Genomic DNA, 22286 nt, shown 5'->3' with positions numbered 1-22286 from the left:
TCTTATGAAAAATTTAAAAATTTTAATAACAGCTGTTATAGTCGGGCTTGGATTACTAAGTTTCACAACAGGAACAGATCATAACGGACCTCAAAAAGAGAATAAATCTTCTGCAAAAGGCTACGAAATCGGAGATGAAGCAACGGATTTCAAACTAAAAAATGTTGATGGAAAAATGGTTTCCCTAAACGATTTCAAATCTGCAAAAGGCTTTATTGTGATTTTTACCTGCAACCATTGTCCTTACGCAAAAAAATATGAAGACAGAATTATAGAATTAGACAAGAAATATAAGTCTCAAGGCTATCCCGTAATTGCTATCAACCCCAATGATCCGGCTGTACAACCTGAAGACAGCTACCAGAAAATGATTGAAAGGGCAAAACAAAAAGGCTTTACATTCCCATATTTAATGGATGAAGGGCAGAAGATTTTTCCTCAGTATGGAGCAACAAAAACACCTCATGTTTTTCTTATACAAAAAGAAGGTGGGAAAAATATCGTGAAATACATTGGTGCCATCGACAATAACTACGAAAACCCAAATGATGTTTCAGAATATTATGTTCAGGACGCCGTAAATTCCCTGATTAAAAATGAGCCGATAAAAATGACAAAAACAGTCGCCATCGGATGTACGGTGAAAGTAAAGAAATAAATATATATTTGTGAAATTAAAAAAATCGGGATTCGTATGAATGCCGATTTTTTATGCTTAAAAATTTAAATGATGAAATTCAAATTCAGTTTAAAATATTTTCTTTTAACGATTGTTATTTTCTTAATTGAGGTCTTAATCGCCACCAAATTAAAAGATATTTTCCTTTTCCTGGATTGATATTCTTTGTTATGCTGCTGGATGTTTGTTGTTGAGTATTTTTGTTAAAACTGAGGATTCAAAGAAAAATTTAAATTAATTTATCTTCCAAAACTGTCATATTTATCTTCCGCATATTTTATAAAACGGTTTAGAAGGGCCACATTTTCCTTTTCCATCGGAGAAAGATCATTGTCGACGTTGCTGGAAACAGGGATGTACCAATCCGTCTGCTCGAAGAAATTTCTATAAGTCGCTTTTTTAAAAGAATATCCGTGTCTCGCAAAAACCGAATTTTTGATGATTTCCATATCCAGTTTTCTAAGGTTTTTAAGGTCTTTTTCCGTAAGTTTTTGTTTGGAAGCATTTAATTTAAATACAGCATCGGAAGCCACCCTGTTTTTTGAAGCCGTGAAAGTTTCGGTCTTCCCTGTTTCTTCATCAGTGTATTTTTCGACAAAATCTTTCGGATTTTCCCAATCGATGAGGTCGTTATCCTTACTCAGCATAAAATTAGGATTGTAAACGAATTCTTTTTTGGTAAGCTTTAATGTTTTTGTAGGAGCTTTTACAGCGGATTTATTGAAAGCCGTCCAGCTTCCTGTCAGACTGTCTTTATTTAACTTAATTTCAAATCTTCCATCCGTTTTATCATCTCCCGGTTCATCCAAAACAAATGATTTTGAGACCTCATTGAAAACCCCGCGGAAAGGGCGCTGATTGCCTTCTACAATGCTTTGTCCGTAAACACTATCCTTCGTGATTCTATTGATTTTTAAAGATATTTTCTTGTAAACTTCACCTTCATATTCTTCGCCATATTCAGGAGTAATCATTGCTTTTCCTGCAAAATCGCCCATATAAATTCCGTAATATTCCGTGTAAATTTCAGGAACTGCCATCGAGTCTTTTTTAGCGGTAAGGCTGTCTTTTGAATTATTTATGGCTTGTGTATCCTTTTTACAGCCAACCAAACTGATTGTAAATAAGGAGATTAATGTTATTTTTAAAGTTTTCATATAAGTTTTTTTGTGATTAAATATTCAATTAAAATGATATTCGGGATCCAGCCGAGCCAGGCAATAATTTGATAAACATCCATGGGACTTGGGTGAAATAAATATACGATAATTACCTTCCAAATTCTTAAGGTAACGGCAGATAATGTCAACGCAAAACTCCTCCACATCCACTGTTTGTGGTGGGTGAAGTTTTTCCTTCTTGCCGATTGATACGCCTTAAAAGTCGAAAACCACCATAAACTACCTAATATAACGAAAGAAAATTTAGAAAAAATTCCGCCATTAGCAAAGAATCCCATATAAATCCCTGACGGAGCAGTCAAAATTAAAATCAGAAAAATATAAACCTTTCCAGAAGTTTTATGGAAATTTTTTAATCCGAAATCTTTTCTTATAATGGATAAAAATCCTGACAATAATACAAAAATACTTGTGTAAACATGAGTGTAAAAAAAGTAGAGATATTCCGGTCTTTCAACAACTTCTGTTTGTTTAATCATTAAAAAGCTGACATCAGTTTTTAGCGGAATATATTCTAAAGTGATTTTTAACATCAGCCAAAAGAAATACCCAAATCCCAAGATGAAAAGGATTCTGAAGATGTGCGGCATATTTTTTTTGACTAAAACCATTTTCATAAGTTTTTTTAGCGTCGAATTTGTCATTTTGACGAAGGAAGGATCTCAACAATATTAAAGAGATTCTTCATTTCACTCCGTTCCATTCAGAATGACAAACATTTGCATTTTATTTTAAATTCAAATCCTGAGCAATTAGCCAAGCTTCACTCCAACACGCCTGAAAATTAAAGCCACCGGTTACTGCATCAATATTTAAAACTTCACCGGCAACATAAAAATTAGGTAAAATTTTCGAAGACATATTTTTAAAATTAATTTCCTTTAAATCAACACCTCCCGCTGTTACGAATTCATCTTTAAAAGTCGATTTTCCGGTCACATTAAATTTCTTTTTGCACAAATTTTCAATAATTTTCTGCATTTCTTTTCCTGAAATATTCGCGACTTGCTTATTATGATCAACATTTGAAACTTCTAAAACCCGCTGCCAGAAACGATTCGTAATATCAAATATTTTTGACTGCCCGATTGTTTTCTTTGGATTTGATTGTTTAAAATTCTGAAATAATTCTTCTGCATCCTCAATATCTTTTGAGATAAAATTAACTTCAATTTCAAAATTATATTTCACTTTCGCTAAATTAATCGCTTCCCACGCAGAAATTTTCAAAATTGCAGGTCCCGAAAGTCCCCAATGGGTAATCAATAAAGGCCCGCTTTCTTCTGTTTTCAATTTTGGAATTGATGTTTCTGCCATTTCAAAGGTTGTTCCGGCAAGTTCTTTCAACAAATCATCTTTAATATTAAAGGTGAAAAGAGATGGAACCAAATCAATAATTTTATGACCCAGATTTTCAATGATTTTTAAGGATTTTGGTGAGCTTCCAGTTGCATAAATAATAAAATCAGCTTCAAAATCACCCAAACTTGTTTTTATTAAATATTTTTCGTCTAATTTCTCAATTTCCTTTACAGAACATTTTGTTTTTACTCCAACATTTTTTTGTTGAATTTCATTTAAAAAAGTATTGATAATGGTTTGTGAAGAATTGCTTTCAGGGAAGATCCTGTTGTCGTTTTCTATCTTCAACGAAACTTTTCGTTGATCGAACCAATCCATCGTGTCACCCGGCTGGAATTTTGTAAAAACGCTTAATAATTCCTTGTTGCCACGAGGATAAAACCGAACCAGTTCTTTCGGATCAAAGCATGCATGGGTGACATTACATCTTCCTCCTCCGGAAACTTTCACTTTCTGAAGAACATCTGAATTTTGTTCGAGAATGGTAATTTTATATTTCTTTTCGTCAAGATTTGCTGCACAGAAAAATCCTGCCGCACCGCCTCCGATAATGATAATTTGCTTCATAGTTTATTTAATCTTATGCTCAAGATTATTTTTCCAAAAGTACAATTTTTATAAACCATCTTATTTGAGTAATTTTGAGGAATATAATTTTAATTATTCTAAAACAGATTTCTAAATGATATTTTACCATAAATTCGAAGTTCGTTGGAGTGATCTTGATGCCAACAAACACTTAGCAAACTCTTCTTACGTTCAATATTGCGCCCAAACCAGAATGGCTTTTATGAAACAGGAAAAAATGGGAGTTACGCAAATGAGCCGATGGGGAATAGGTCCTGTAATCATGCATGAAAGGTTTTCTTTTTTCAAAGAAATATTTGCAGATCAGACAGTGATTGTAAGCCTGGAAATCGATGCCTGTGCAGAAGATTGTTCTATCTATCGTTTTGTACACAAATTTTATACTCCCGAAGGAGAACACTGTGCAACAGCCGAAGCAACGGGTGTCTGGATAGATACAATGTTGAGAAAAATGACAACACCACCGGATGATGTGGTAGAAGCAATGAATAAATACAAATCTCCGGAAACAACAGTTTTAACAAGAGAAGACTTTAAAAAACTTCCTTTCCGTCCGGAAAATATTAATCCGGCAGAACTTAAATAATAAATGATAAGAGGTAAATGATCATTGATAGCTAAAGATCTTCAAATCATTTATCTCTTATCAATCATCACTTATAATTAAAAGATATGTTTGAAGATAAAGAACCGGAATTAACGCCGATTTCTAAATTAGGAGAATTTGGTTTAATAAAGCATTTAACAGATCATTTTCCCTTATCCAATAAATCCTCGGAGCTTGGAGTGGGAGATGATGCGGCCATTATTAACCCTGAAAATAAAAAAGTTATCCTTACGACCGATGTTTTGGCGGAAGGGGTACATTTCAATTTGGGATATGTTCCGTTGAAGCATTTGGGATACAAAGCCATTGTTGTTAATCTCAGCGATATTGCAGCAATGAATGCAACTCCGACTCAGATTCTAGTTTCTCTGGCTGTTTCAAATCGTTTTCCGGTGGAAGCGCTGGAAGAAATTTATTCCGGAATTCAGGCGGCTTGCAGTCGTTACAAAGTTGACTTAATTGGCGGAGATACAACAAGTTCTAATGCCGGACTTGTCATGAGCATCACAGCAATAGGACTTGAAAATGACGAAAAGATTGTAAAAAGAAGTACTGCAAAACCAAACGATCTACTTGTGGTGACAGGTGATTTGGGAGGTGCCTATATGGGACTTCAAATTCTGGAAAGAGAGCATGCCGTTTTCCTTGCAGATCCGAATATGCAGCCTGAAATGGAGGGCTACGACTATATTCTGGAAAGACAATTAAAGCCTGAAGCAAGAACTGATGTGAAAGCTATTTTAGAACAATTGGATATCAAACCAACTTCTATGATTGATGTTTCTGACGGTTTGGCTTCGGAAATTCTACATATTTCTGATCAATCGAAAGTAAGTTTTAGATTGTATGAAGAGAAAATCCCGATGGATAATCTAACGATAACTACGGCGGATGAATTTAATTTAAATCCTGTAATGGCAGCATTAAGTGGAGGTGAAGATTATGAATTGCTATTCACGATTTCACCAAATGATTTTGACAAAATTAAAAACCACCCGGATTTTACGATTATCGGTCATGCTGTAGAAAAAGAAGAAGGGAATTTTATGGTGGCGAGAGGCTCTAATCAACTTGTGGCGTTGACAGCACAGGGTTGGGATGCTTTTTTGGGAAATCAGCAAAATGATTAAAATTTATTTAATTTAAATATTGTAACCACTGCTCTTGTAGTGGTTTTTTGTTAAATCAATATGTAGCAAATAGCAATTTTCTAAACATTCCTTTTTAGTTTATGAAAAGATTATATCTTTGTAAAAATTTCATAAAACACAAAAATTTAAACACAATCCGATGAAAAATGTATACTTCTTATTAGATTTCTTTTCTAATCATATTTCTCTTAATGGGGAATTAAAATAGATAATCACTTAATTTTAACACAGTTTTTACTACTTGATATTTGAATTGTCAAGAAGGATTATATTATATATATGATCAACTAAGGAAAAATTAATTATTTTTTCACCACAATAAATTATTATAAAAATCATATTAATGTAAAATTTTTATGGTTTCAATCTACAATACTTAAAAACACACGATTAATAAACAATGGTCTTAATTATATCAATAACCCTAATAATTTATTCCAGCAATACACAAGCACTTCATCCAATAATGGAACAATTATTATTGGGCAAACGACAAGATTATATTTTGAAATAGGAAATTATGTTCCTACTACTTCTGCTACGCTTTCAATTCTTGATTCCTCCGGAGCAGGTGTTAATTTCCCGAATTCTACATTATCCGGCCAGCCAGGAATTGCTAAAAATACTTTTGTAGATCTACAACCAGGCGTTTATAGTTATCATTTAAACTTCTTTCATGCATCAGGATCAAGTGATTATGGAAAGATCTACATTACAAATGGAGGAAGTGAGTCTATCATTACAAACTTTACAAACTCACCTCCGCATAAACCGGTATTAACTCCACAAAATCCTACATCGGCATTAAACTCAGATCAATACGACAGCAGGCTCGGAATCCTATACCGTGGCTGGGGAGCATTTGTGTTAAATGGTAATAATGCGGCTAAAATAAATATTATTGAAGCTTATGATGTTAACAGCAATTTTGCCAACGGAGGAACAATTGCTGAAATGAAAGTAGATGAAACGAGGCTGAAACTTAACAATGCTTATGGCACAGACCCGGGAACAAACCCTACAATCAACGAACCTACTATTGACGCTAACGGGAATGTTGCTATTACAGATAATGATGGAGCATTGTCAAAAAACTATTTCCTGACAATTAATTCTAATGTAAACAATGATGACAAAGGAAGATTAGTAGATATTGATCCTACTGTTTATATATCTCAAAATACAATCAATGCTTCACGTTTGGGAATTCATAATATAGACTCTAATTTTAATAACCATTCACTAAGCCAAGCTGTCGGTTCTGAATTGAATGCTCCTGACATTCAACTGAAAAATCAGAGTGTGAGCGTGGGCGCAGGAGCTAGTGTAGGCTTTGCGGGTATAAACGCCTCAAAAACTATTTTTTCTGAAGCAAAATCTGTGCGTAACGTATTAGATTATAACGGAGACGGTTTCCCTGATGATTTTAATAAAACCAATGTTAAAATAACATATCCTATAGGATTTTTATCTGGAAAATCAATGAGTGTGGGAAGCCAGTCTATTTCGAAAGCCAGTTCTACAGGCGTCTCGTCCGGATATTCATTTGTACATGGAGAATCTTCCAGAATGGCATTTATACAGACGGCCGGTAAAAATTCTAAAAATAAATCATTTAATGAAAGCTTAATAGAGAGCTCGGTTAACAGTAAAGAGGGCTCAACAAAGCTTTCAATAAGTGTAAATGGAGATGTTTCAAGTGAAAATTCCAAACAGACATTTTTAGATATTAATGGGGATGGGCTTCCGGATAAATTTAATACAAATAGCTTTGAGTTGAATATCGGAAACGGCTTTGCAGGAAACGATTCCTGGGGAACGGATTTTACTTCTGAAGGAAAAGGGGCCGGATTTGGACTTGGAGGAGGAATAAGCCTGTTTAGAGGTAGTTTTGAATTCGGAGTCAATTTTAGTTCCAATACAAGTAAAACTACAAAAGAATTGGTTGATATTAATGGTGACGGATTAGCAGATAAGGTAGAATATGCCGGAAATAATGCAACGGTATATCTTAATTTAGGAGATAAAATGTCTGGTACTCCATTAAACTTAAGCTTTCCAAATGGAGACGATATCCATAAAGATGTATCTGTGAGTGTTGGAGGAAATGCGGCAGGAACTATCTTAATTCCTATTCCTATTGTTGCCGGTGTGAGCGGACTAAAACTGAATGTTACATTAGGAGTTTCGAAAGGAACTTCTACCTCAAGGTCTAATGCTACCTTCAAAGACATGAATGGGGATGGCTATCCTGATTTTGTAACATCGGATGATGCAGATAATGTTAAAGTATCCCTCAACCAAATAGGCACGACAAACCTTCTTAAAAAAGTAACAACCCCAATGGGAGGATCTTGGGAGGTTGCTTATGAAAGAATAGGAAATACTTACAATATGCCACAAAGTAAATATGTTTTAAAAAGCGTAATTACCAACGATGGCTTTACAGGAGATGGTGCATTTGGTGTTGATATTTCAAAGGTTACTGTTGATTATTCAAATCCATATTATAGTCGTAGAGAAAGAACATTCTATGGGTTTGATGGTGTTACAGTCAATCAAATTGATACCAAACAAGGTGGAGCTTCTTCGAATGTGGTTTATAGAAAAACGATACAAAAATTTAATAATAGTAATTATTACCTGAAGGGAGCATTGCTTACTGAAAGACTTATAGATTCAAATAATAAGACGTGGACAACAAAGGTTAGTAATTATTCATTAAGAAAAATAAAAAGCACGAACGATTCATTTTTATATAAAGAAAAAGAAAACGAAAAAACATATGAAGAATATGCTTGTTTTGTAGCCTTAGACAATACAAACTCTCACTTTACCGAAGGAGATACAGGTTGGAAAACTACAAACACAAAAATAAAAAAATATGACCAATGGGGTAATGCAACAGAAGTAGAAGACTTGGGAGATCCTGATATCGGTGCTTCAGAAGTTTTAAATAGTACGGTTACTTATACATTGGTCAACCCATCGGCTTATATAGTTGCACCTACGTCAGTTAAAAATACAGCAAATAGTGTCACCAGGGAGAAAAAAGCAGAATATAACTCAAACGGGGATCTTTCAAAAATGACGATCCTTAATCAGGGTGCTAATTATTCTGTTTATGATTTTGAATATGATATTTACGGAAATATCACCAAATCTACAGGTCCCGCAAATTATGCAAACCAAAGATTTTTCCATCAGTATATCTATGATGATAATGTAAAAACCTACCCGGTAAAAGTTCAGGACGCATTTGGATATAGCAGCAAAACAAAATATGATTTTAGATTTGGATTGCCAACTCTTACTGAGGATATGAATCTTCAACCAATGAGATATGTTTATGATGCGAAGGCAAGAACAACTGAGATCACAGGGCCGTATGAAATGTTCAACAATATTCCGTGGACGATTAAATTTGAATATAATCCAATTACGGATGCCCCACAAAATGCTACAAACGCACAATCTTATGCAATTACTAAGCATTATGATCCGGAATATGCAGATAATACGATTAATACAATAACAATTGCCGATGGTTTCGGAGGAGCTGTTCAGGTTAAAAAAACCGGAGATATTCATAATCAGGGGTTAAAATATATTGTTGCAGGTAAAGTAGAAGAAGATGCATTTGGAAGGGCATTAAAAACATATTACCCAACTGTTGAAAGTGTGGGCTCAAACAATATCCAGTATAATCCGGATGTAGATAATATTGAACCTACAATTAATCAATACGATGTATTGGACAGAGTCGTTTACACAAAATTACCTGGAGAAAACCTGTTCTCAACAATTTCGTATGGCTTTGCAAACGATGTTCAAGGAAGAAACATGTTTGAGACTATTTTTACTGACGAATTGGGAAGTGTTAAAAAAACATATACCGATATCAAAGGCAGGACGACATCCGTTTTTGAAGGTTCAAATACGGGAGATATTAAAACTCAGTTTACCCATGATGCCATTGGTGAAATACAGCAGGTAAAAGATGTACAGGGAAATATTACCACATCTGTTTATGATGATTTGGGTAGAAGAACAGCCTATACTCACCCGGATAGTGGATTGACTACTTATACCTATGACTCTGCGGGGAATATGTTAAGTAAAAAGAATTCAGCTAATGAAACTGTAGAGTATCAATATGATTATACAAGATTAAAAGCAGTTAATTACCCTGTTTACCCCGAAAACAATGTAAAATATTATTACGGAAATGCGCTGGATGCTGCCGCGATGGATAATAATTCTGTAGGAAGACTATGGTATCAGACAGATGCAACAGGGACACAGTATTTAAAATACGGAAGATTAGGAGAGCTTACCTACCAAAGACGTTCGGTGGCAGTGCCTAATGCAGGAGTATACTGGTTCGGTACAGAATGGAAGTATGATACCTGGAATCGTGTAAAAGCTATTACTTATCCTGACGGGGAAATCTTAAACTATACCTATAATAAAGCAGGAAACCTTAAGACGGTAACCTCTGCAAAAGACGGATTTAGTTATCCGATGATCAATAATATAGGATATGACAAATTTGAGCAGAGAGTCTATTTAGCCAATGGTAACGGTACGGAAACTACATATGAGTATGAAACAAACCGCCGGAGACTGTTGAAAATGTTTGCTAAAAACAGTACAAGACATTTCATGCAGAATATTTATCAGTATGATGTTGTCTCAAATGTCATGCAGATCCATAACAATGCTCCTATAGTCAATGGCCTTTTGGGTGGAGGAACCAACCATGCTTTTGGATATGATGATCTCTATCGTCTGACTTCAGCTTCAGGAAACTGGAGAGGAATCAATACACAAGGTCAGGAAGAGCGCCATCGTTATACTGTAGGAATGACTTATGATAATATGCATAATATCATGAGCAAAACACAAAAGCATGAATGGACTACAGGCGCAACAAATAACAACTGGACGGCTTTAGAACCAACATCTTATAGATTAAACTATAAATATGAAGATTCGGCACACCCACATGCTCCGTCTACCATTATAGATGAGCAGAACCTGGTTCCGACTTCTACATGCTGTAACCCGAACGATCCGGGAGTGAAATTCCATAGATATGAGTATGACCAAAAAGGAAACCCTCTGCAAACAGTACAGGAAACATGTGGATTGGATGAGCAGAAAGCAGTTTATCAATGGGATGAAGAAAACAGATTACGCTTTGTAGACACCAATCCTTCTACACCCGAAATTGACGGAGCGGCGATTTATACCTACGATGCAGGAGGAGAGAGAATTATAAAAGATGTATTATATTCCGGCTATTTATTCAGAACAGCAGGAGAACAAACGAACACTTGGCCACAACCGATCGTAACTTCTCATGCAGTAACAATGTATCCAAACGGATTATTAACTTTAAATTTCTCGTTTGATAATACAGGAGCTTTAGAACCAAAATATACCAAACATTATTATGCAGGAAGTCAGAGAATAGTTACTAAAAACGGAACAGGTAAAAATGTAGGAGCCTTCAACTGTCAGTGGCTGATCATACCATTTGCAGGAAGTACACCGCCTATAAATCCTGTCGCAGTTTCTAATACTATTTTGCAGACATCTACCCAAAGTAGTTTGACCATAATGCAGCAAAATTCAATAACTCCACCGCCAAATTACGGACAAAATGCAGGGTTTAATGGAAACTGTGTCAGCGATTATCCAGGAGTTAAAGAAAACCAGATCTATTGGTTCCATCCGGATCATTTGGGATCAAGCAGCTATATTACGGGAATAGACGGTGAAGTAACACAAAATATTGAATATTTCCCGAGTGGTGAAACCTTTGTAGAAAACCACAGAAACAGTAACCATAGCCCATATAAATTTAATGGCAAGGAATTGGATGCTGAAACGGGGTATATGTATTATGGGGCGAGATATTATAATCCTAGAGTTTCTCTTTGGCTGAATGTGGATCCGCTAGCGGAGAAGATGCCAAGCTGGTCGCCTTATGCCTATGCGTTTGATAATCCGATTCGTTACATTGACCCAGATGGTAAAAAACCAACTCCCGCGGAGGCATCGGCAATGGCATTGCATGTATATGGTGAGCATAAAGATAATATGCTGATTGGCGGATGGAGAGTTTCTAAAACAAAATTTGATGGAGTTCGTTTAAATGATATAGAGTCTGGTTTTAAATCTCAGGTTTATGAGAGAGTGGTCAATGGAAAAGTTACGGAATATGCTTATGCCACAGCAGGGACAGAAGATATAGAAAAGGATGGTGTAGCGGATTTAGTGCAACCATTGGGCGCATCAAGCCAATATTCTTTATCAGCTCAAAATGCTACTGCAATTTCTAACCAATTAGGTGATATAGAGCTTACCTATACGGGACATTCATTAGGGGGCGGTTTAGCGGCACTTAATTCTAATCTTACCCGTAGATCAGCTGTTACCTTCAATGCTGCAGGCGTAGGTATGTCTACAAAGTATCTGAACGGGTTTAGTAACTCAGATATGAAAGGCTTTTTTGGAGGCTTTACTGCAGCCTTCAGAACTGAAGGGCTTATTGATGCTTATATTATGAGAACAGATCCTCTTAACAAACTACAGAATAGCCTTACATCCGCAGGTTTAATTATGCCGGATGTAAACGGAAAAAAACACTATATTACTCCAAGAACAGCAGGGGCCATATTTAATGGACACAGCATGGATCATATGGTGAAGCATTTAGGTATTAACCCTGATAAATACAAAAAATAATATGAAAAGAATTATAATACTATTTTCATTGTTATTAATGGCAGTGGCTTGTAGCAAGATAGACAGGAATAAAAAGGCAGATAAGAATAAACTTCTGGGTGCGGATTATAGATTGTTTCAGGATACTCCGGCTTGGGAACTGACAAAAGCAGTCTGGGATGATGATGTAGATAAAATCGATGAAGAAGTGAAAAAGAATCCTAGAATATTAAACTATCAAGAAACTCTATATGGGAAAACCCTTTTACACTTAAGTTCTTATAATAATAATTACAAAGCTTTTAAAGAACTCTTGAGGTTAGGAGCTAATCCTAACATTGCCGATTCTTTACATTGCACAACACCATTAATTGAAATAGCTCTATCTTTTGATGATAAAACTAAGTATGCAGAAGAGCTGATTAAATACAAGGCAAATGTTAATTATGTTGAATGTAATAGTGGAAAGGAAGAACAAAAAACCTACGCTACTCCACTAATAGCAGCATCTAATCGAAATAATTTGGAGTTAGTAAAGCTACTTATTGGAAATGGGGCTAACATAAATTATACTAATCCGAATGGAGAAGATGCTCTATCTGCTGCTGCTTTATTCAAAAATTACGATGTTGTTTTATATCTTTTACAGCAGGGAGCAAATTGTAGCAAGATTTTATACAAAAAAGGCGGAGCAGTGAATCCTAAAGATATTTATATGAAAGACTGGATAGTAGATGAAGCCGACCACTCTGCAAAAGAATATCAAGAGATAAAAGAACTCCTTAGAAAGAAAGGATGTTTATAACTAACAACCCCCGCTGCGCAAAGTCTGTGACTTTGAGCCAGATTAATTAAAAAAAACCGCTACTAAATTGTAGCGGGTTTTACATTAAAAAGGAAATTAATTTTACATTTATAGTAAAAAACAAAAAGATGAAAGAAGGATACATTATAAGAGATCAGGAGAAGCCACATTTTATAACCTTTACAGTTGTAGATTGGGTAGACGTTTTCACAAGAAAAGTTTATAGAGATGTAATAATTGAGTCCCTAGACTATTGTAAAAAACATAAAGGTCTTATACTGTATGGCTATGTCATAATGAGTAATCATATTCATTTAATTATACAATCAAAAGAAGGTAAGCTGTCAGATTTAATCAGAGATTTTAAAAAATTTACATCAAAGAATATTTAGAGAAAATACAAACAGAACCAGAAAGTAGGCGAGAATGGATGCTGGAAAGATTTTCTAAAGCAACAGAAAGTCATAGCAGAAATAAAACCTATCAATTCTGGCAGTATGGTAATCATGCGGAGGAAATCTATACTTTGCCCTTTTTATGGGATAAGCTTAATTATATTTATTTAAATCCTATAAGGGCGGGTCTGGTAGATAAGGCACATCATTATTTATATTCATCTGCAAGTAATTATGTTCTGGGAAATGGATTATTGGATGTAGAACTGGCAGATAATCCTGTAATTGATGTAACTAAGAAAAATGAGTTTTGGAAATATAATAATTATAATGATTAGCTCAAAGTCACAGACTTTGCGGAGCGGAAGATAACAGGAATAAGCTTGAAAGAGCTGAAGTTAGAAAATAATCTCTGCCAAATAAAAAAGCCAGCTCAATCAGCTGGCTTTCAATTTATAAGTAAAGCATTACGCCTTCACAATATTCACAATCACCTCAACCGCCTTTTCCATGCTCTCTAAAGCCACATATTCATAAGGTCCGTGGAAATTCATTCCTCCTGCAAAAATATTCGGACAAGGAAGTCCCATGTATGACAATTGCGCTCCGTCTGTTCCGCCTCTGATTGCTTTGATTTTAGGTTCGATATCCGCTTCTTTCATTGCTTTTGCGGCAAGATCGATGATGTGCATTTTACCTTCAAATTGCTGTTTCATGTTGCGGTATTGCTCTTTAATCTCGACTTCGGCAGTTCCTGCACCGTGTTTTTGATTAAATTCAGCCACTTTTTCTTCCATGAATTTCTTTCTTGCCTCAAATTTATCAGCGTCATGATCGCGGATGATATATTGAAGTTTAGCCTCAGAAATATCAGCGGTAAGATCCATTAAATGATAAAATCCGTCAAAACCTTTCGTGGTAGCTGGAGTTTCATTAGCCGGAAGCAGCTGAATAAATTCAGCAGCTAAAAGACCAGCATTCACCATTTTTCCAAAAGCATAACCGGGGTGTACACTCAATCCGTGGATTTTTACGACAGCACCTGCAGCATTAAAGTTCTCATATTCCAATTCTCCAACCTCGCTTCCATCCATTGTATAAGCGAATTCCGCCCCAAATTTTGCCACATCAAATTTATGTGCACCTCTTCCGATTTCCTCATCTGGAGTAAATCCAACGGCAATTCTTCCGTGCTTTATTTCAGGATGAGCGATCAAGTATTCTGCAGCCGTTACAATTTCTGCACAACCTGCCTTATCGTCTGCTCCAAGAAGTGTATTTCCGTCGGTTGTAATTAAAGTCTGACCGATATATTGCTTTAAACTTTCAAATTTTGAAGGCGATAAAGTAAATCCTGTTGTCTGATTTAAAACCAAATCACTTCCGTCATAATTTTCCCAAACCTGTGGTTTTACATTTTCCCCACTGAAATCCGGCGAAGTATCATAATGTGAAATAAATCCAATGGTAGGCTTATCATTATTTTCAAGATTTGAAGGCACATATCCCATGATATAGCCATTGTCATCAATTGAAACATCTTCAAGACCGATCGTTTTCAGCTCTTCAACAATATATTTTGCGATATCCCATTGTTGAGGTGTAGAAGGTGTTGCTTCACTTTCTGCATCACTTGTTGAATATATTTTTACATAACTAAGAAAACGGTTCAGTAACTTTTCTTTCCACAATTGGTTGAATTCTATTGCGCTCATTATTGATATAAAATTTTTACAAATATACAATGTAATTCTTTCATAACTTTAAACTAAGTTGCCAACACATCATGATGGAATAATTATTGTCGGATTTTATTTAAGGTTAATTTAATTCTCAAAAAAATGAAAATAGCAACATATAATGTCAATGGTGTCAACGGCCGTCTGCCGGTTTTACTTCAATGGCTGAAAGAAGCCCAGCCGGATATTGTCTGTCTTCAGGAATTAAAAGCCCCACAAGAACGATTTCCTGTAAATGCCATTAATGAAGCCGGTTACAAAGCTATTTGGAAAGGGCAGAAAAGCTGGAACGGGGTTGCGATACTTACCAAAGATCTTGATATTGTAGAGGTGCAGGATTCTTTACCGGGAGATCCTGATGATTTCCAGAGCCGATATATAGAAGCAATTATTGATAATATTGTAGTTTGCTGTCTTTATCTTCCGAACGGGAATCCTTATCCGGGACCTAAGTTTGACTATAAATTAGCATGGCTTAAGCGCTTTAAAAAACGAACAAATGAATTAATAAAAATGGAACTTCCGGCTATTCTTATCGGGGATTTTAATATTATTCCGACACCATTTGATGTCCATAAGCCGGAACGTTGGGAAAATGATGCCCTTTTCAGGACAGAAGTAAGAAAAGTATACCAGGATTTAATGAAAAAAGGGTGGCTTGATTCTATCCGAACCCTTTATCCGGAGGAAAAAATCTATACTTTCTGGGATTATTTGTACAAAGCTTATCAGCGTAATGCAGGAATCAGGCTGGACCATATTCTGTTAAGTCCTTATTTAAGTTCGGCTTTGCAGGCAGGAGGTGTTGACAGTCACGTGCGCGGTTGGGAGAAAAGTAGTGACCATGCTCCCGTCTGGATAGAATTAAAAAGATAAAATTTTTAATCTAATTTGAATATACCGCCTTATTTTGAAATACATTCATCCCTGCGATTGTATTATTGGCCGTATTATAAATAATCTCAACAGTAAAATATGAAATTTCATATAAAACATATTTTAATTTGTCTATTGTTGTCTCATTCATCACACGTCCCTGATTCATAACAATATTGCACTGAGCCTGATCCGGCAGGTTTTTAAAATCGTAATAAGAAATATTCATAGCTGTTAATTTTAATAGTATTTTAATTATTCTGTGAGTATATATGCAATTTGTTTACCAATTTGAAAACAAAATGTACCACATTTTCAACTTCTATCAATTAATCCTGAATTGATGAGTTTTATGTGACAGCTTCTTAATTATAAACTGTTTTTTTAAATGAATCTTAACGACCATATTTGCTTTTCCATAATGTAATTTCAGCTTTAGATTCGTTATTGGTATTTGAATATGAATTATCGAAATTTTAAATAAGATATAAACCTTTGAGAATCAAATTAATGTTAGCTTTGTATGTTTCGGAATCGAAATTGATAAGTTTTATTATATTTGAGAAAATCAAAAGTACCAATGTTTCTTACTGAATGTCCGCGTGATGCAATGCAGGGTTGGGGAGAATTTATCCCGACTGATAAAAAAATAGATTATATCAACTCTCTCATGGATGTTGGTTTTGATGTATTGGATTGTCTTAGTTTCGTTTCCCCGAAAGCAATTCCCCAAATGGCCGACTCTGATGAGGTTGCCGAAAATATTGACAAATCCCGCTCCAACACAAAAGTTTCTGCGATTATAGCAAATTACAGGGGCGCTGAAAAAGCATTAAAACATCAGTCTGTGGATATTATCGGTTTTCCTTTTTCTATTTCTGAAACTTTTCAACACAGAAATACCAATAAGAATCAGGAAGAAGCCTTCAATGAAATCGTTAAAATGCTTGAACTCGTAAAAAGAGAAAACAGACAGCTAAACATCTATTTTTCAATGGCTTTTGGGAATCCTTACGGTGAAATGTGGAAATGGGAAGATGTAGATTTCTGGGCACAAAGGTTTTCAGAAATTGGAGTTAAAAATATCTTACTTTCTGATACAACGGGAGTTGCAACGCCGGAAACCATTGCTCTTTTGTTCGACAAAATACCTTCAAAATATCCGGATATTAATTTTGGGGGACATTTTCATAACCGTTATGAAGATTCCTATTCAAAATTAAAGGCGGCCCATGATAACGGCTGTACAAGATTTGATACAGCAATCAAAGGAATCGGCGGTTGCCCGATGGCAAAAGATGATCTGGTGGGAAATATGCCTACAGAACAGCTTATTAACTTCATGAGTGTAGAAAAAATCGATCACAAATTAAATTTATTAAACTTCGAAAGCTCTTATAATAAAGCGAAAGATATTTTTCATTTTTAAATAGAAAATGTAGTATTAGCGATATCATCCTGAGCCTGTCGAAGGATTTCAATAATTAAAATAAATTAAAAATATCAATAGGAGCGGGCTTTAGCCCGCTTTATTATTCAAAACTCAAATGGCTTTAGCCAAAAATTACTTTAATCAAACCAAAAATCAACAAAATGTTACCCATCATCTCACCTTCCGAATTAAAGAATCTTCCAACCAAAAAGCTCATCATTCTTGACGCGAGAGCCGGAAAAGATGTTTATCAAAACTATTTAAATAAACATATCAAAGGAGCAAGGTTCATAGATCTGGATAAAGATCTGGCTGAAATTGGTGAAAATGCCGCATTCGGAGGAAGGCATCCTCTTCCAGGTCCCGAAAAATTTGCAGAAACACTTTCAAAGCTTGGGATTTCAGAGGATTCCCATATTGTTGTTTATGACGATAAAAACGGGGCAAATGCAGCAGCAAGAGCTTGGTGGATGTTAAGATCTTTTGGGTTTGAAAATGTCCAGATTTTGGATGGCGGATTTCAAAATGCTGAAAAAGAAGGATTAGAGTTTTCATCGGGTGAAGAAACTTTTGAAAAGGCAGAACTAATTAAAAAAGGCAATTGGCTTCTTCCGGTTTCGACATTGGAAGATGTTGAAAATGAATTGATAAACAATAATTCTACTGTAATTGATGTAAGAGATGCTTATCGCTATAAAGGAGAATCTGAGCCTATTGATTTAGTTGCCGGACACATTCCCGGAGCCATTAATATTCCTTTTTCAGAGAACCTTGATGAAAATGGAAATTTCCTTACACCAGAAATTTTAAAAGAAAAATATTCAAAATTATTACAGAATAAGCCCCAGAGTTTAATTATTCACTGTGGTTCCGGAGTTACCGCCTGTCACACTATTTTAGCATTGAACTATGCCGGGCTCAAAATCCCGCATTTATATGTAGGCTCTTGGAGCGAATGGAGCAGAAGGGAAGGAAAAGAAATTGCAAGGGAAAGTTAAAAAAGTAGCTGTCCATTTGTCATTCTGACGAAGAAAAAATCTCAGCGTTAGTTTAGAGAGATTCTTCACTCCGCTTTCGCTTCGTTCAGAGTGACAAAACGTGTAAACAATAAAGGCTGCCAAAAACTGACAGCCTGTTATATTTTAAAGTCAAATTTTAAAGCATTCCCAGCTCAAACTTCGCTTCTTCACTCATCATATCCTTGTGCCAGCTCGGTTCGAAAGTAAGCTCTAAATCAACACTTTTTACGTTTTCTACCTCTGCCACCTTGTCTTTTACTTCTTGTGGAAGCGTTTCTGCAACAGGGCAGTTCGGGGTAGTAAGGGTCATAATGATTTTAACATCCGCATCATCGGAAATCTGAACATCATAAACGAGCCCCAATTCATAGATATCAACCGGAATTTCAGGGTCATACACGGTTTTTAAGACTTTGATGATTTCTTCACCAATGTCAGCAATCTGATCGTCTGTAAATTTCATTTTTTAATCTAAATTGATGTACCTTTTCAACAAATCTTCCTGACGCATCCGCCGGAAAATATTTGCCAAAGTTAAGACATCTTTTTCACAATAGTCAACTATTCTTTGCAAGTCTTTCTCTATGTAGTAGATTGATGAAACCATTGATCCGTCAATATCATCCTTCGGAGTAGGAATTCCGAAAAGATGGGCTAATAATTCTAATGAGACAAAGCTTTTGTAATCCCCAAACTTCCAAAATTCCATCGTATCAATATGCGGAATTTCCCAAGGCTTTTTCCCGAACATCTGAAATGGAGTGGGAGGCTGTATTCCATTGATTAAGAATCTTCTGGCTATCCAGGGGAAATCAAATTCTTTTCCGTTGTGAGCACAAAGAATCACATCCCGAAGCCTCGGACTGTTAAATATTTCGCCAAATTCCTGAAGCATTTTCTTCTCATCGTGATTTGCAAAACTTTTTATTTTTAAGGTATCATTCTTTTCGAGCATACCGATGGTAATACAGACAATTTTTCCGAATTCTGCCATTATTCCGGCTCTTTCCGGATAAAAGTCTTCTGCGGAAATTTCATCTTTTCTTTGAAACCTCGTTTTTTTATCCCAGAGCAAGCGTTCGGTCTCAGATAGATCTTCCCACAAGGCTGCACCGGGAACTGTCTCAATATCAAGAAATAAAATCCTTTCTAAAGGAATGTTTTGTATCATTTTTATTGCATTTCGAACCCGAATATACATAATAAATTAATTACCAAAAACGTTTAATTTATACACAAAATATCATTCTATGAAAAATTTTATATTATTAGGCAGCTGTATATGCGTGCTTTTTTTCGCTTCATGCAATGATTCCGACGAAAGTGGTACAGCTACAGTAAACGTACGTCTTACTGACGGACCTGCGGATTATGATGCTGTTAATATTGATATTCGGGGGATTGAGATCAATAGCAACGGACAGTGGGTCGCCCTAAACTTTCCAAATCCAGGAGTTTACAACCTTCTAAACTTTAAGAACGGAACCGATGTGGTATTAGGTCAGGCAGTATTGCCGGAAGGAGAAGTTTCTCAGATGCGAATGATTTTAGGCCCGAATAATACATTAGTTGTCAATGGAGTTACACATCCGCTTCAAACTCCGTCTGCACAGCAAAGCGGGCTCAAGTTCAACTGGCACCAAACTTTAGCGGCCAATGGAGCTTATACCGTATGGATAGATTTTGATGCAGGAAAGTCTATCGTAACAACAGGAAACGGATCTTATATTTTAAAACCAGTGATCAGAACTTTCTCTGAGCTTACCAACGGACAGATAAAAGGATATGTACAGCCAGCGGCAGCTGAAGCAGTGGTACATGCGATTGTTGCTTCGGATACTATCGCGACTGCAATTCCTAATACTGACGGATTCTTTATGTTTTCAGGCTTGCCACAGGGAAATTACACGGTTTCTTATGATGCTGATGATGGCACCGGTTATGTGGATGAAAATACCGGCAGTGTTACAGTAACCTTTGGACAAATTACTGATTTGGGAACTAAAACTTTGCACCCATAAAAATCAACCAACCTGAAGGCCATTCTTTGTAGGAAGTGATGTTGTAATTAATGTTACTTCCTGCTTGTTTTCGCCGTACACTCCCAAAACAAGGCATTCGCTGAAAAAGTTGGCGATCTGTTTCTTCGGAAAATTAACAACGGCAAGAATCTGTTTTCCGACCAATTCTTCTTTGTGATAAAGAGCTGTGATCTGTGCGGATGATTTTTTTATGCCCAAATCTCCAAAATCTATTTCTAGCTGATAAGAAGGATTTCTGGCCTTTTCAAAGTCACTTACAGAAATTATCGTTCCGCATCTGATATCTATTTTCTCAAAATCTGTCCACGAGATTTCGGGTTTTATTGTCATGATAATGAGTTGATTAAGTGTTCTACTTCTGTTTTCTGTTTTGCATATTTTTGTTGAAGCTCAGAGCCTTCACCCATTCTTTTGTAATATTCCAGTGCTTTGTTTCCAAATGCCTTTTTATGAAAATCTGAAACTTCCGGAATTTGTGGGAAAAATTGATGAAAGAGCATTTCATAATAGGCCTGAAATTCCCTTTCATTCTTATCTTCAACCACTTGTCCCGGTGCTTTCTGACGTACGTGAAGCATTTCATGAGCTACCATATTTAAAACCAAATTAAGATCAAAATCAAATAAATTCTTAGGAATCATTACTTTTTGTGGCCCTCCCAATTCACCTTCAGCTGTTAGCAGCATTGAGTTCGGGGAAAGTTCCGGCCTGAATCCGAATCCTGCAAAATTTTCATGTTCCAGATTAAATGAGCGTATCAGATATTCTGCCGCATCAAGAATCTGGTCGTGTTCTTTATAAGCGTCTAGATGCAAATTGACCTGTTCAAAATTCATTTCAAAAGATGTTTTAACAAATGTATTAAAATAAAAAAACTTAAAAATAATTTTTAGAACATAAAAAATTTACTATTAAAGATCAACTAGTTATGAATTTTTTAAAACATTTTTGTTAATTCTCATGCAAGATTTCCGAAAAACCTGATTTATATAGTTGAGTACTCAAAGGAATAATATTTAATGCTAAAAAATCAGAATATGAAGAAATTAACAGTACTTAAATCTTTAATAGTGGGTTTAACTGTCTTTTTGGGGCTTTCTCTAACATCTTGTAATGATGATAGATACGAGCCGACTCCAGTAAAACTGGAAGATGTAAACGGAAATTATAAAGCGAGATTGGTGACTTCACAGGGAAGTAAATTCAACGAAAAGATCATTGAGTTTAAAGCAAAAGATACAATCATCACTTTTAAGGATTTCCCGGTGAGAGAAATTGTAAAAACGATCATAACAGATCCGGTAAAAGCAGATACAGCACTGGCGCACATCGGGAAAGTGGAATATACATTAAATTATCAATCAAAGATAAATAGCGGTCAGAACGTGGTAGAATTATCTTTTGAGCCTAAAACTTTAGCCTTTCAGATTCCTGTGGACGGAGTTGTAAAAAACACGGTAGTGAAGTTGGTGGCTAAGCAAAAAGGATTTTTCATTGGGTACGACTGGTCTTTGAGGTTTGGATTGGAAGCTGAAAAAATAACTGTTGACGGACTAGAATTAACCCCTTATCAGACAATAAAATACGATGTCCCAATTAGTGTTAAAAATTAAGTAATGGTTATTTGTCAAATAGGTTGAGCCTCTTCTGAGGCTTGCCTATCTTTGCATTATGT

The 22286-nt window shown here is 35.6% G+C and carries 21 protein-coding genes; 12 read left to right on the top strand and 9 right to left on the bottom strand.

Translation table 11 applies throughout. The annotated features are described in order from the left end of the window. Positions 1-4 precede the first annotated feature (4 nt). The gene (locus tag ATE47_RS16685; protein ID WP_062163018.1) at positions 5-658 is read left to right on the top strand and encodes a thioredoxin family protein; all 654 of its coding nucleotides are present in this window, start codon (positions 5-7) and stop codon (positions 656-658) included. A 260-nt stretch (positions 659-918) separates the two neighbouring features. Here ATE47_RS16685 and ATE47_RS16680 read toward each other — a convergent pair whose 3' ends face one another. The 3 genes from ATE47_RS16680 to ATE47_RS16670 form a co-directional block, all read right to left on the bottom strand. After that, entirely contained in the window at positions 919-1836 is a 918-nt protein-coding gene (locus ATE47_RS16680) for a YARHG domain-containing protein (protein ID WP_062163017.1), read from the bottom strand. Next, on the bottom strand, positions 1833-2471 hold the full coding sequence (locus ATE47_RS16675; RefSeq protein WP_062163592.1) for a DUF2306 domain-containing protein: 639 nt from the start codon (positions 2469-2471) through the stop codon (positions 1833-1835). The genes ATE47_RS16680 and ATE47_RS16675 overlap by 4 nt, the downstream gene beginning before the upstream one ends. Before the next feature lie 115 nt (positions 2472-2586). Next, complete coding sequence (locus tag ATE47_RS16670; protein ID WP_062163016.1) at positions 2587-3789, bottom strand: NAD(P)/FAD-dependent oxidoreductase; 1203 nt, start codon at positions 3787-3789, stop codon at positions 2587-2589. 115 nt (positions 3790-3904) lie between these two features. On the opposite strand from ATE47_RS16670, the gene ATE47_RS16665 reads away from it, so the two are divergent. The 6 genes from ATE47_RS16665 to ATE47_RS19485 all read left to right on the top strand — a co-directional run bounded on the left by ATE47_RS16665 (position 3905) and on the right by ATE47_RS19485 (position 13841). Further along, a complete protein-coding gene (locus ATE47_RS16665) occupies positions 3905-4396 on the top strand; it encodes an acyl-CoA thioesterase (RefSeq protein WP_062163015.1) in 492 nt (163 codons plus the stop codon). An 86-nt stretch (positions 4397-4482) separates the two neighbouring features. After that, positions 4483-5547, top strand: a complete 1065-nt coding sequence (gene thiL / locus ATE47_RS16660) for a thiamine-phosphate kinase (protein WP_062163014.1) — start codon at positions 4483-4485, stop codon at positions 5545-5547. A gap of 885 nt (positions 5548-6432) precedes the next feature. After that, entirely contained in the window at positions 6433-12324 is a 5892-nt protein-coding gene (locus ATE47_RS16655) for a toxin TcdB middle/N-terminal domain-containing protein (protein ID WP_062163013.1), read from the top strand. 1 nt (position 12325) lies between these two features. Continuing rightward, positions 12326-13108 carry an ankyrin repeat domain-containing protein gene (locus ATE47_RS16650; protein ID WP_082632631.1) on the top strand — a complete coding sequence of 261 codons (783 nt, stop codon included), beginning with the start codon at positions 12326-12328 and terminating at the stop codon, positions 13106-13108. Between the two features lie 128 nt (positions 13109-13236). Continuing rightward, positions 13237-13500 carry a transposase gene (locus tag ATE47_RS19490; protein WP_309804313.1) on the top strand — a complete coding sequence of 88 codons (264 nt, stop codon included), beginning with the start codon at positions 13237-13239 and terminating at the stop codon, positions 13498-13500. A 38-nt stretch (positions 13501-13538) separates the two neighbouring features. Then, positions 13539-13841, top strand: coding sequence for a hypothetical protein (locus ATE47_RS19485; RefSeq protein WP_335338438.1), 303 nt, complete (start codon positions 13539-13541; stop codon positions 13839-13841). A gap of 129 nt (positions 13842-13970) precedes the next feature. On the opposite strand, the gene pepT is transcribed toward ATE47_RS19485, so the two are convergent. Then, positions 13971-15218 carry a peptidase T gene (gene pepT / locus ATE47_RS16640; protein ID WP_062163011.1) on the bottom strand — a complete coding sequence of 416 codons (1248 nt, stop codon included), beginning with the start codon at positions 15216-15218 and terminating at the stop codon, positions 13971-13973. Positions 15219-15344: 126 nt separating this feature from the next. Here pepT and xth point away from each other — a divergent pair, with 126 nt between their 5' ends. Beyond that, complete coding sequence (gene xth / locus ATE47_RS16635; protein WP_062163010.1) at positions 15345-16118, top strand: exodeoxyribonuclease III; 774 nt, start codon at positions 15345-15347, stop codon at positions 16116-16118. 10 nt (positions 16119-16128) lie between these two features. Here the strand turns inward: xth and ATE47_RS16630 are convergent, their stop codons facing one another. Next, positions 16129-16347, bottom strand: coding sequence for a hypothetical protein (locus tag ATE47_RS16630; protein WP_062163009.1), 219 nt, complete (start codon positions 16345-16347; stop codon positions 16129-16131). A gap of 351 nt (positions 16348-16698) precedes the next feature. Between ATE47_RS16630 and ATE47_RS16625 the strand changes: the two genes are divergently transcribed. Together ATE47_RS16625 and ATE47_RS16620 are read left to right on the top strand one after the other, a co-directional pair. Beyond that, entirely contained in the window at positions 16699-17547 is an 849-nt protein-coding gene (locus ATE47_RS16625) for a hydroxymethylglutaryl-CoA lyase (protein WP_062163008.1), read from the top strand. A 164-nt stretch (positions 17548-17711) separates the two neighbouring features. Beyond that, on the top strand, positions 17712-18548 hold the full coding sequence (locus ATE47_RS16620; protein WP_062163007.1) for a sulfurtransferase: 837 nt from the start codon (positions 17712-17714) through the stop codon (positions 18546-18548). Positions 18549-18705: 157 nt separating this feature from the next. Here ATE47_RS16620 and ATE47_RS16615 read toward each other — a convergent pair whose 3' ends face one another. Continuing rightward, positions 18706-19032 (bottom strand): SUF system Fe-S cluster assembly protein, encoded by a 327-nt coding sequence (locus tag ATE47_RS16615; RefSeq protein ID WP_042722805.1) that lies wholly within the window; start codon positions 19030-19032, stop codon positions 18706-18708. 3 nt (positions 19033-19035) lie between these two features. Further along, on the bottom strand, positions 19036-19740 hold the full coding sequence (locus ATE47_RS16610; protein ID WP_062163591.1) for a 3'-5' exonuclease: 705 nt from the start codon (positions 19738-19740) through the stop codon (positions 19036-19038). Positions 19741-19819: 79 nt separating this feature from the next. Between ATE47_RS16610 and ATE47_RS16605 the strand changes: the two genes are divergently transcribed. After that, positions 19820-20590 (top strand): DUF4382 domain-containing protein, encoded by a 771-nt coding sequence (locus ATE47_RS16605; RefSeq protein ID WP_062163006.1) that lies wholly within the window; start codon positions 19820-19822, stop codon positions 20588-20590. Positions 20591-20593: 3 nt separating this feature from the next. On the opposite strand, the gene ATE47_RS16600 is transcribed toward ATE47_RS16605, so the two are convergent. Further along, the gene (locus ATE47_RS16600) at positions 20594-20941 is read right to left on the bottom strand and encodes a tRNA-binding protein (protein WP_062163005.1); all 348 of its coding nucleotides are present in this window, start codon (positions 20939-20941) and stop codon (positions 20594-20596) included. Next, the gene (locus tag ATE47_RS16595) at positions 20938-21447 is read right to left on the bottom strand and encodes a hypothetical protein (RefSeq protein WP_062163004.1); all 510 of its coding nucleotides are present in this window, start codon (positions 21445-21447) and stop codon (positions 20938-20940) included. The genes ATE47_RS16600 and ATE47_RS16595 overlap by 4 nt, the downstream gene beginning before the upstream one ends. 201 nt (positions 21448-21648) lie before the next feature. On the opposite strand from ATE47_RS16595, the gene ATE47_RS16590 reads away from it, so the two are divergent. Further along, positions 21649-22224: a DUF4840 domain-containing protein gene (locus ATE47_RS16590; RefSeq protein WP_062163590.1), complete on the top strand. Its 576-nt coding sequence runs from the start codon at positions 21649-21651 to the stop codon at positions 22222-22224. Positions 22225-22286: the final 62 nt, after the last annotated feature.

The organism is Chryseobacterium sp. IHB B 17019 (assembly GCF_001456155.1).
In the GTDB taxonomy this organism is placed as follows: Bacteria; Bacteroidota; Bacteroidia; order Flavobacteriales; family Weeksellaceae; genus Chryseobacterium.
The sequence above is the reverse complement of the archived record's forward strand: the minus strand, read 5'-3'. Positions and strand labels throughout refer to the sequence as shown.

What these genes read in the sequence shown, in the direction of transcription:
- ATE47_RS16675 (WP_062163592.1), bottom strand. Translation starts at nt 2,471, where the DNA reads ATGGTTTTAGTCAAAAAAAATATGCCGCACATCTTCAGAATCCTTTTC.
- thiL (WP_062163014.1), top strand. Translation starts at nt 4,483, where the DNA reads ATGTTTGAAGATAAAGAACCGGAATTAACGCCGATTTCTAAATTAGGA.
- xth (WP_062163010.1), top strand. Translation starts at nt 15,345, where the DNA reads ATGAAAATAGCAACATATAATGTCAATGGTGTCAACGGCCGTCTGCCG.
- pepT (WP_062163011.1), bottom strand. Translation starts at nt 15,218, where the DNA reads ATGAGCGCAATAGAATTCAACCAATTGTGGAAAGAAAAGTTACTGAAC.
- ATE47_RS16630 (WP_062163009.1), bottom strand. Translation starts at nt 16,347, where the DNA reads ATGAATATTTCTTATTACGATTTTAAAAACCTGCCGGATCAGGCTCAG.
- ATE47_RS16600 (WP_062163005.1), bottom strand. Translation starts at nt 20,941, where the DNA reads ATGACAATAAAACCCGAAATCTCGTGGACAGATTTTGAGAAAATAGAT.
- ATE47_RS16605 (WP_062163006.1), top strand. Translation starts at nt 19,820, where the DNA reads ATGAAAAATTTTATATTATTAGGCAGCTGTATATGCGTGCTTTTTTTC.
- ATE47_RS16650 (WP_082632631.1), top strand. Translation starts at nt 12,326, where the DNA reads ATGAAAAGAATTATAATACTATTTTCATTGTTATTAATGGCAGTGGCT.
- ATE47_RS16625 (WP_062163008.1), top strand. Translation starts at nt 16,699, where the DNA reads ATGTTTCTTACTGAATGTCCGCGTGATGCAATGCAGGGTTGGGGAGAA.
- ATE47_RS19485 (WP_335338438.1), top strand. Translation starts at nt 13,539, where the DNA reads ATGCTGGAAAGATTTTCTAAAGCAACAGAAAGTCATAGCAGAAATAAA.
- ATE47_RS16615 (WP_042722805.1), bottom strand. Translation starts at nt 19,032, where the DNA reads ATGAAATTTACAGACGATCAGATTGCTGACATTGGTGAAGAAATCATC.
- ATE47_RS16670 (WP_062163016.1), bottom strand. Translation starts at nt 3,789, where the DNA reads ATGAAGCAAATTATCATTATCGGAGGCGGTGCGGCAGGATTTTTCTGT.
- ATE47_RS16620 (WP_062163007.1), top strand. Translation starts at nt 17,712, where the DNA reads ATGTTACCCATCATCTCACCTTCCGAATTAAAGAATCTTCCAACCAAA.
- ATE47_RS16595 (WP_062163004.1), bottom strand. Translation starts at nt 21,447, where the DNA reads ATGAATTTTGAACAGGTCAATTTGCATCTAGACGCTTATAAAGAACAC.
- ATE47_RS16665 (WP_062163015.1), top strand. Translation starts at nt 3,905, where the DNA reads ATGATATTTTACCATAAATTCGAAGTTCGTTGGAGTGATCTTGATGCC.
- ATE47_RS16685 (WP_062163018.1), top strand. Translation starts at nt 5, where the DNA reads ATGAAAAATTTAAAAATTTTAATAACAGCTGTTATAGTCGGGCTTGGA.
- ATE47_RS16610 (WP_062163591.1), bottom strand. Translation starts at nt 19,740, where the DNA reads ATGATACAAAACATTCCTTTAGAAAGGATTTTATTTCTTGATATTGAG.
- ATE47_RS16680 (WP_062163017.1), bottom strand. Translation starts at nt 1,836, where the DNA reads ATGAAAACTTTAAAAATAACATTAATCTCCTTATTTACAATCAGTTTG.
- ATE47_RS19490 (WP_309804313.1), top strand. Translation starts at nt 13,237, where the DNA reads ATGAAAGAAGGATACATTATAAGAGATCAGGAGAAGCCACATTTTATA.
- ATE47_RS16590 (WP_062163590.1), top strand. Translation starts at nt 21,649, where the DNA reads ATGAAGAAATTAACAGTACTTAAATCTTTAATAGTGGGTTTAACTGTC.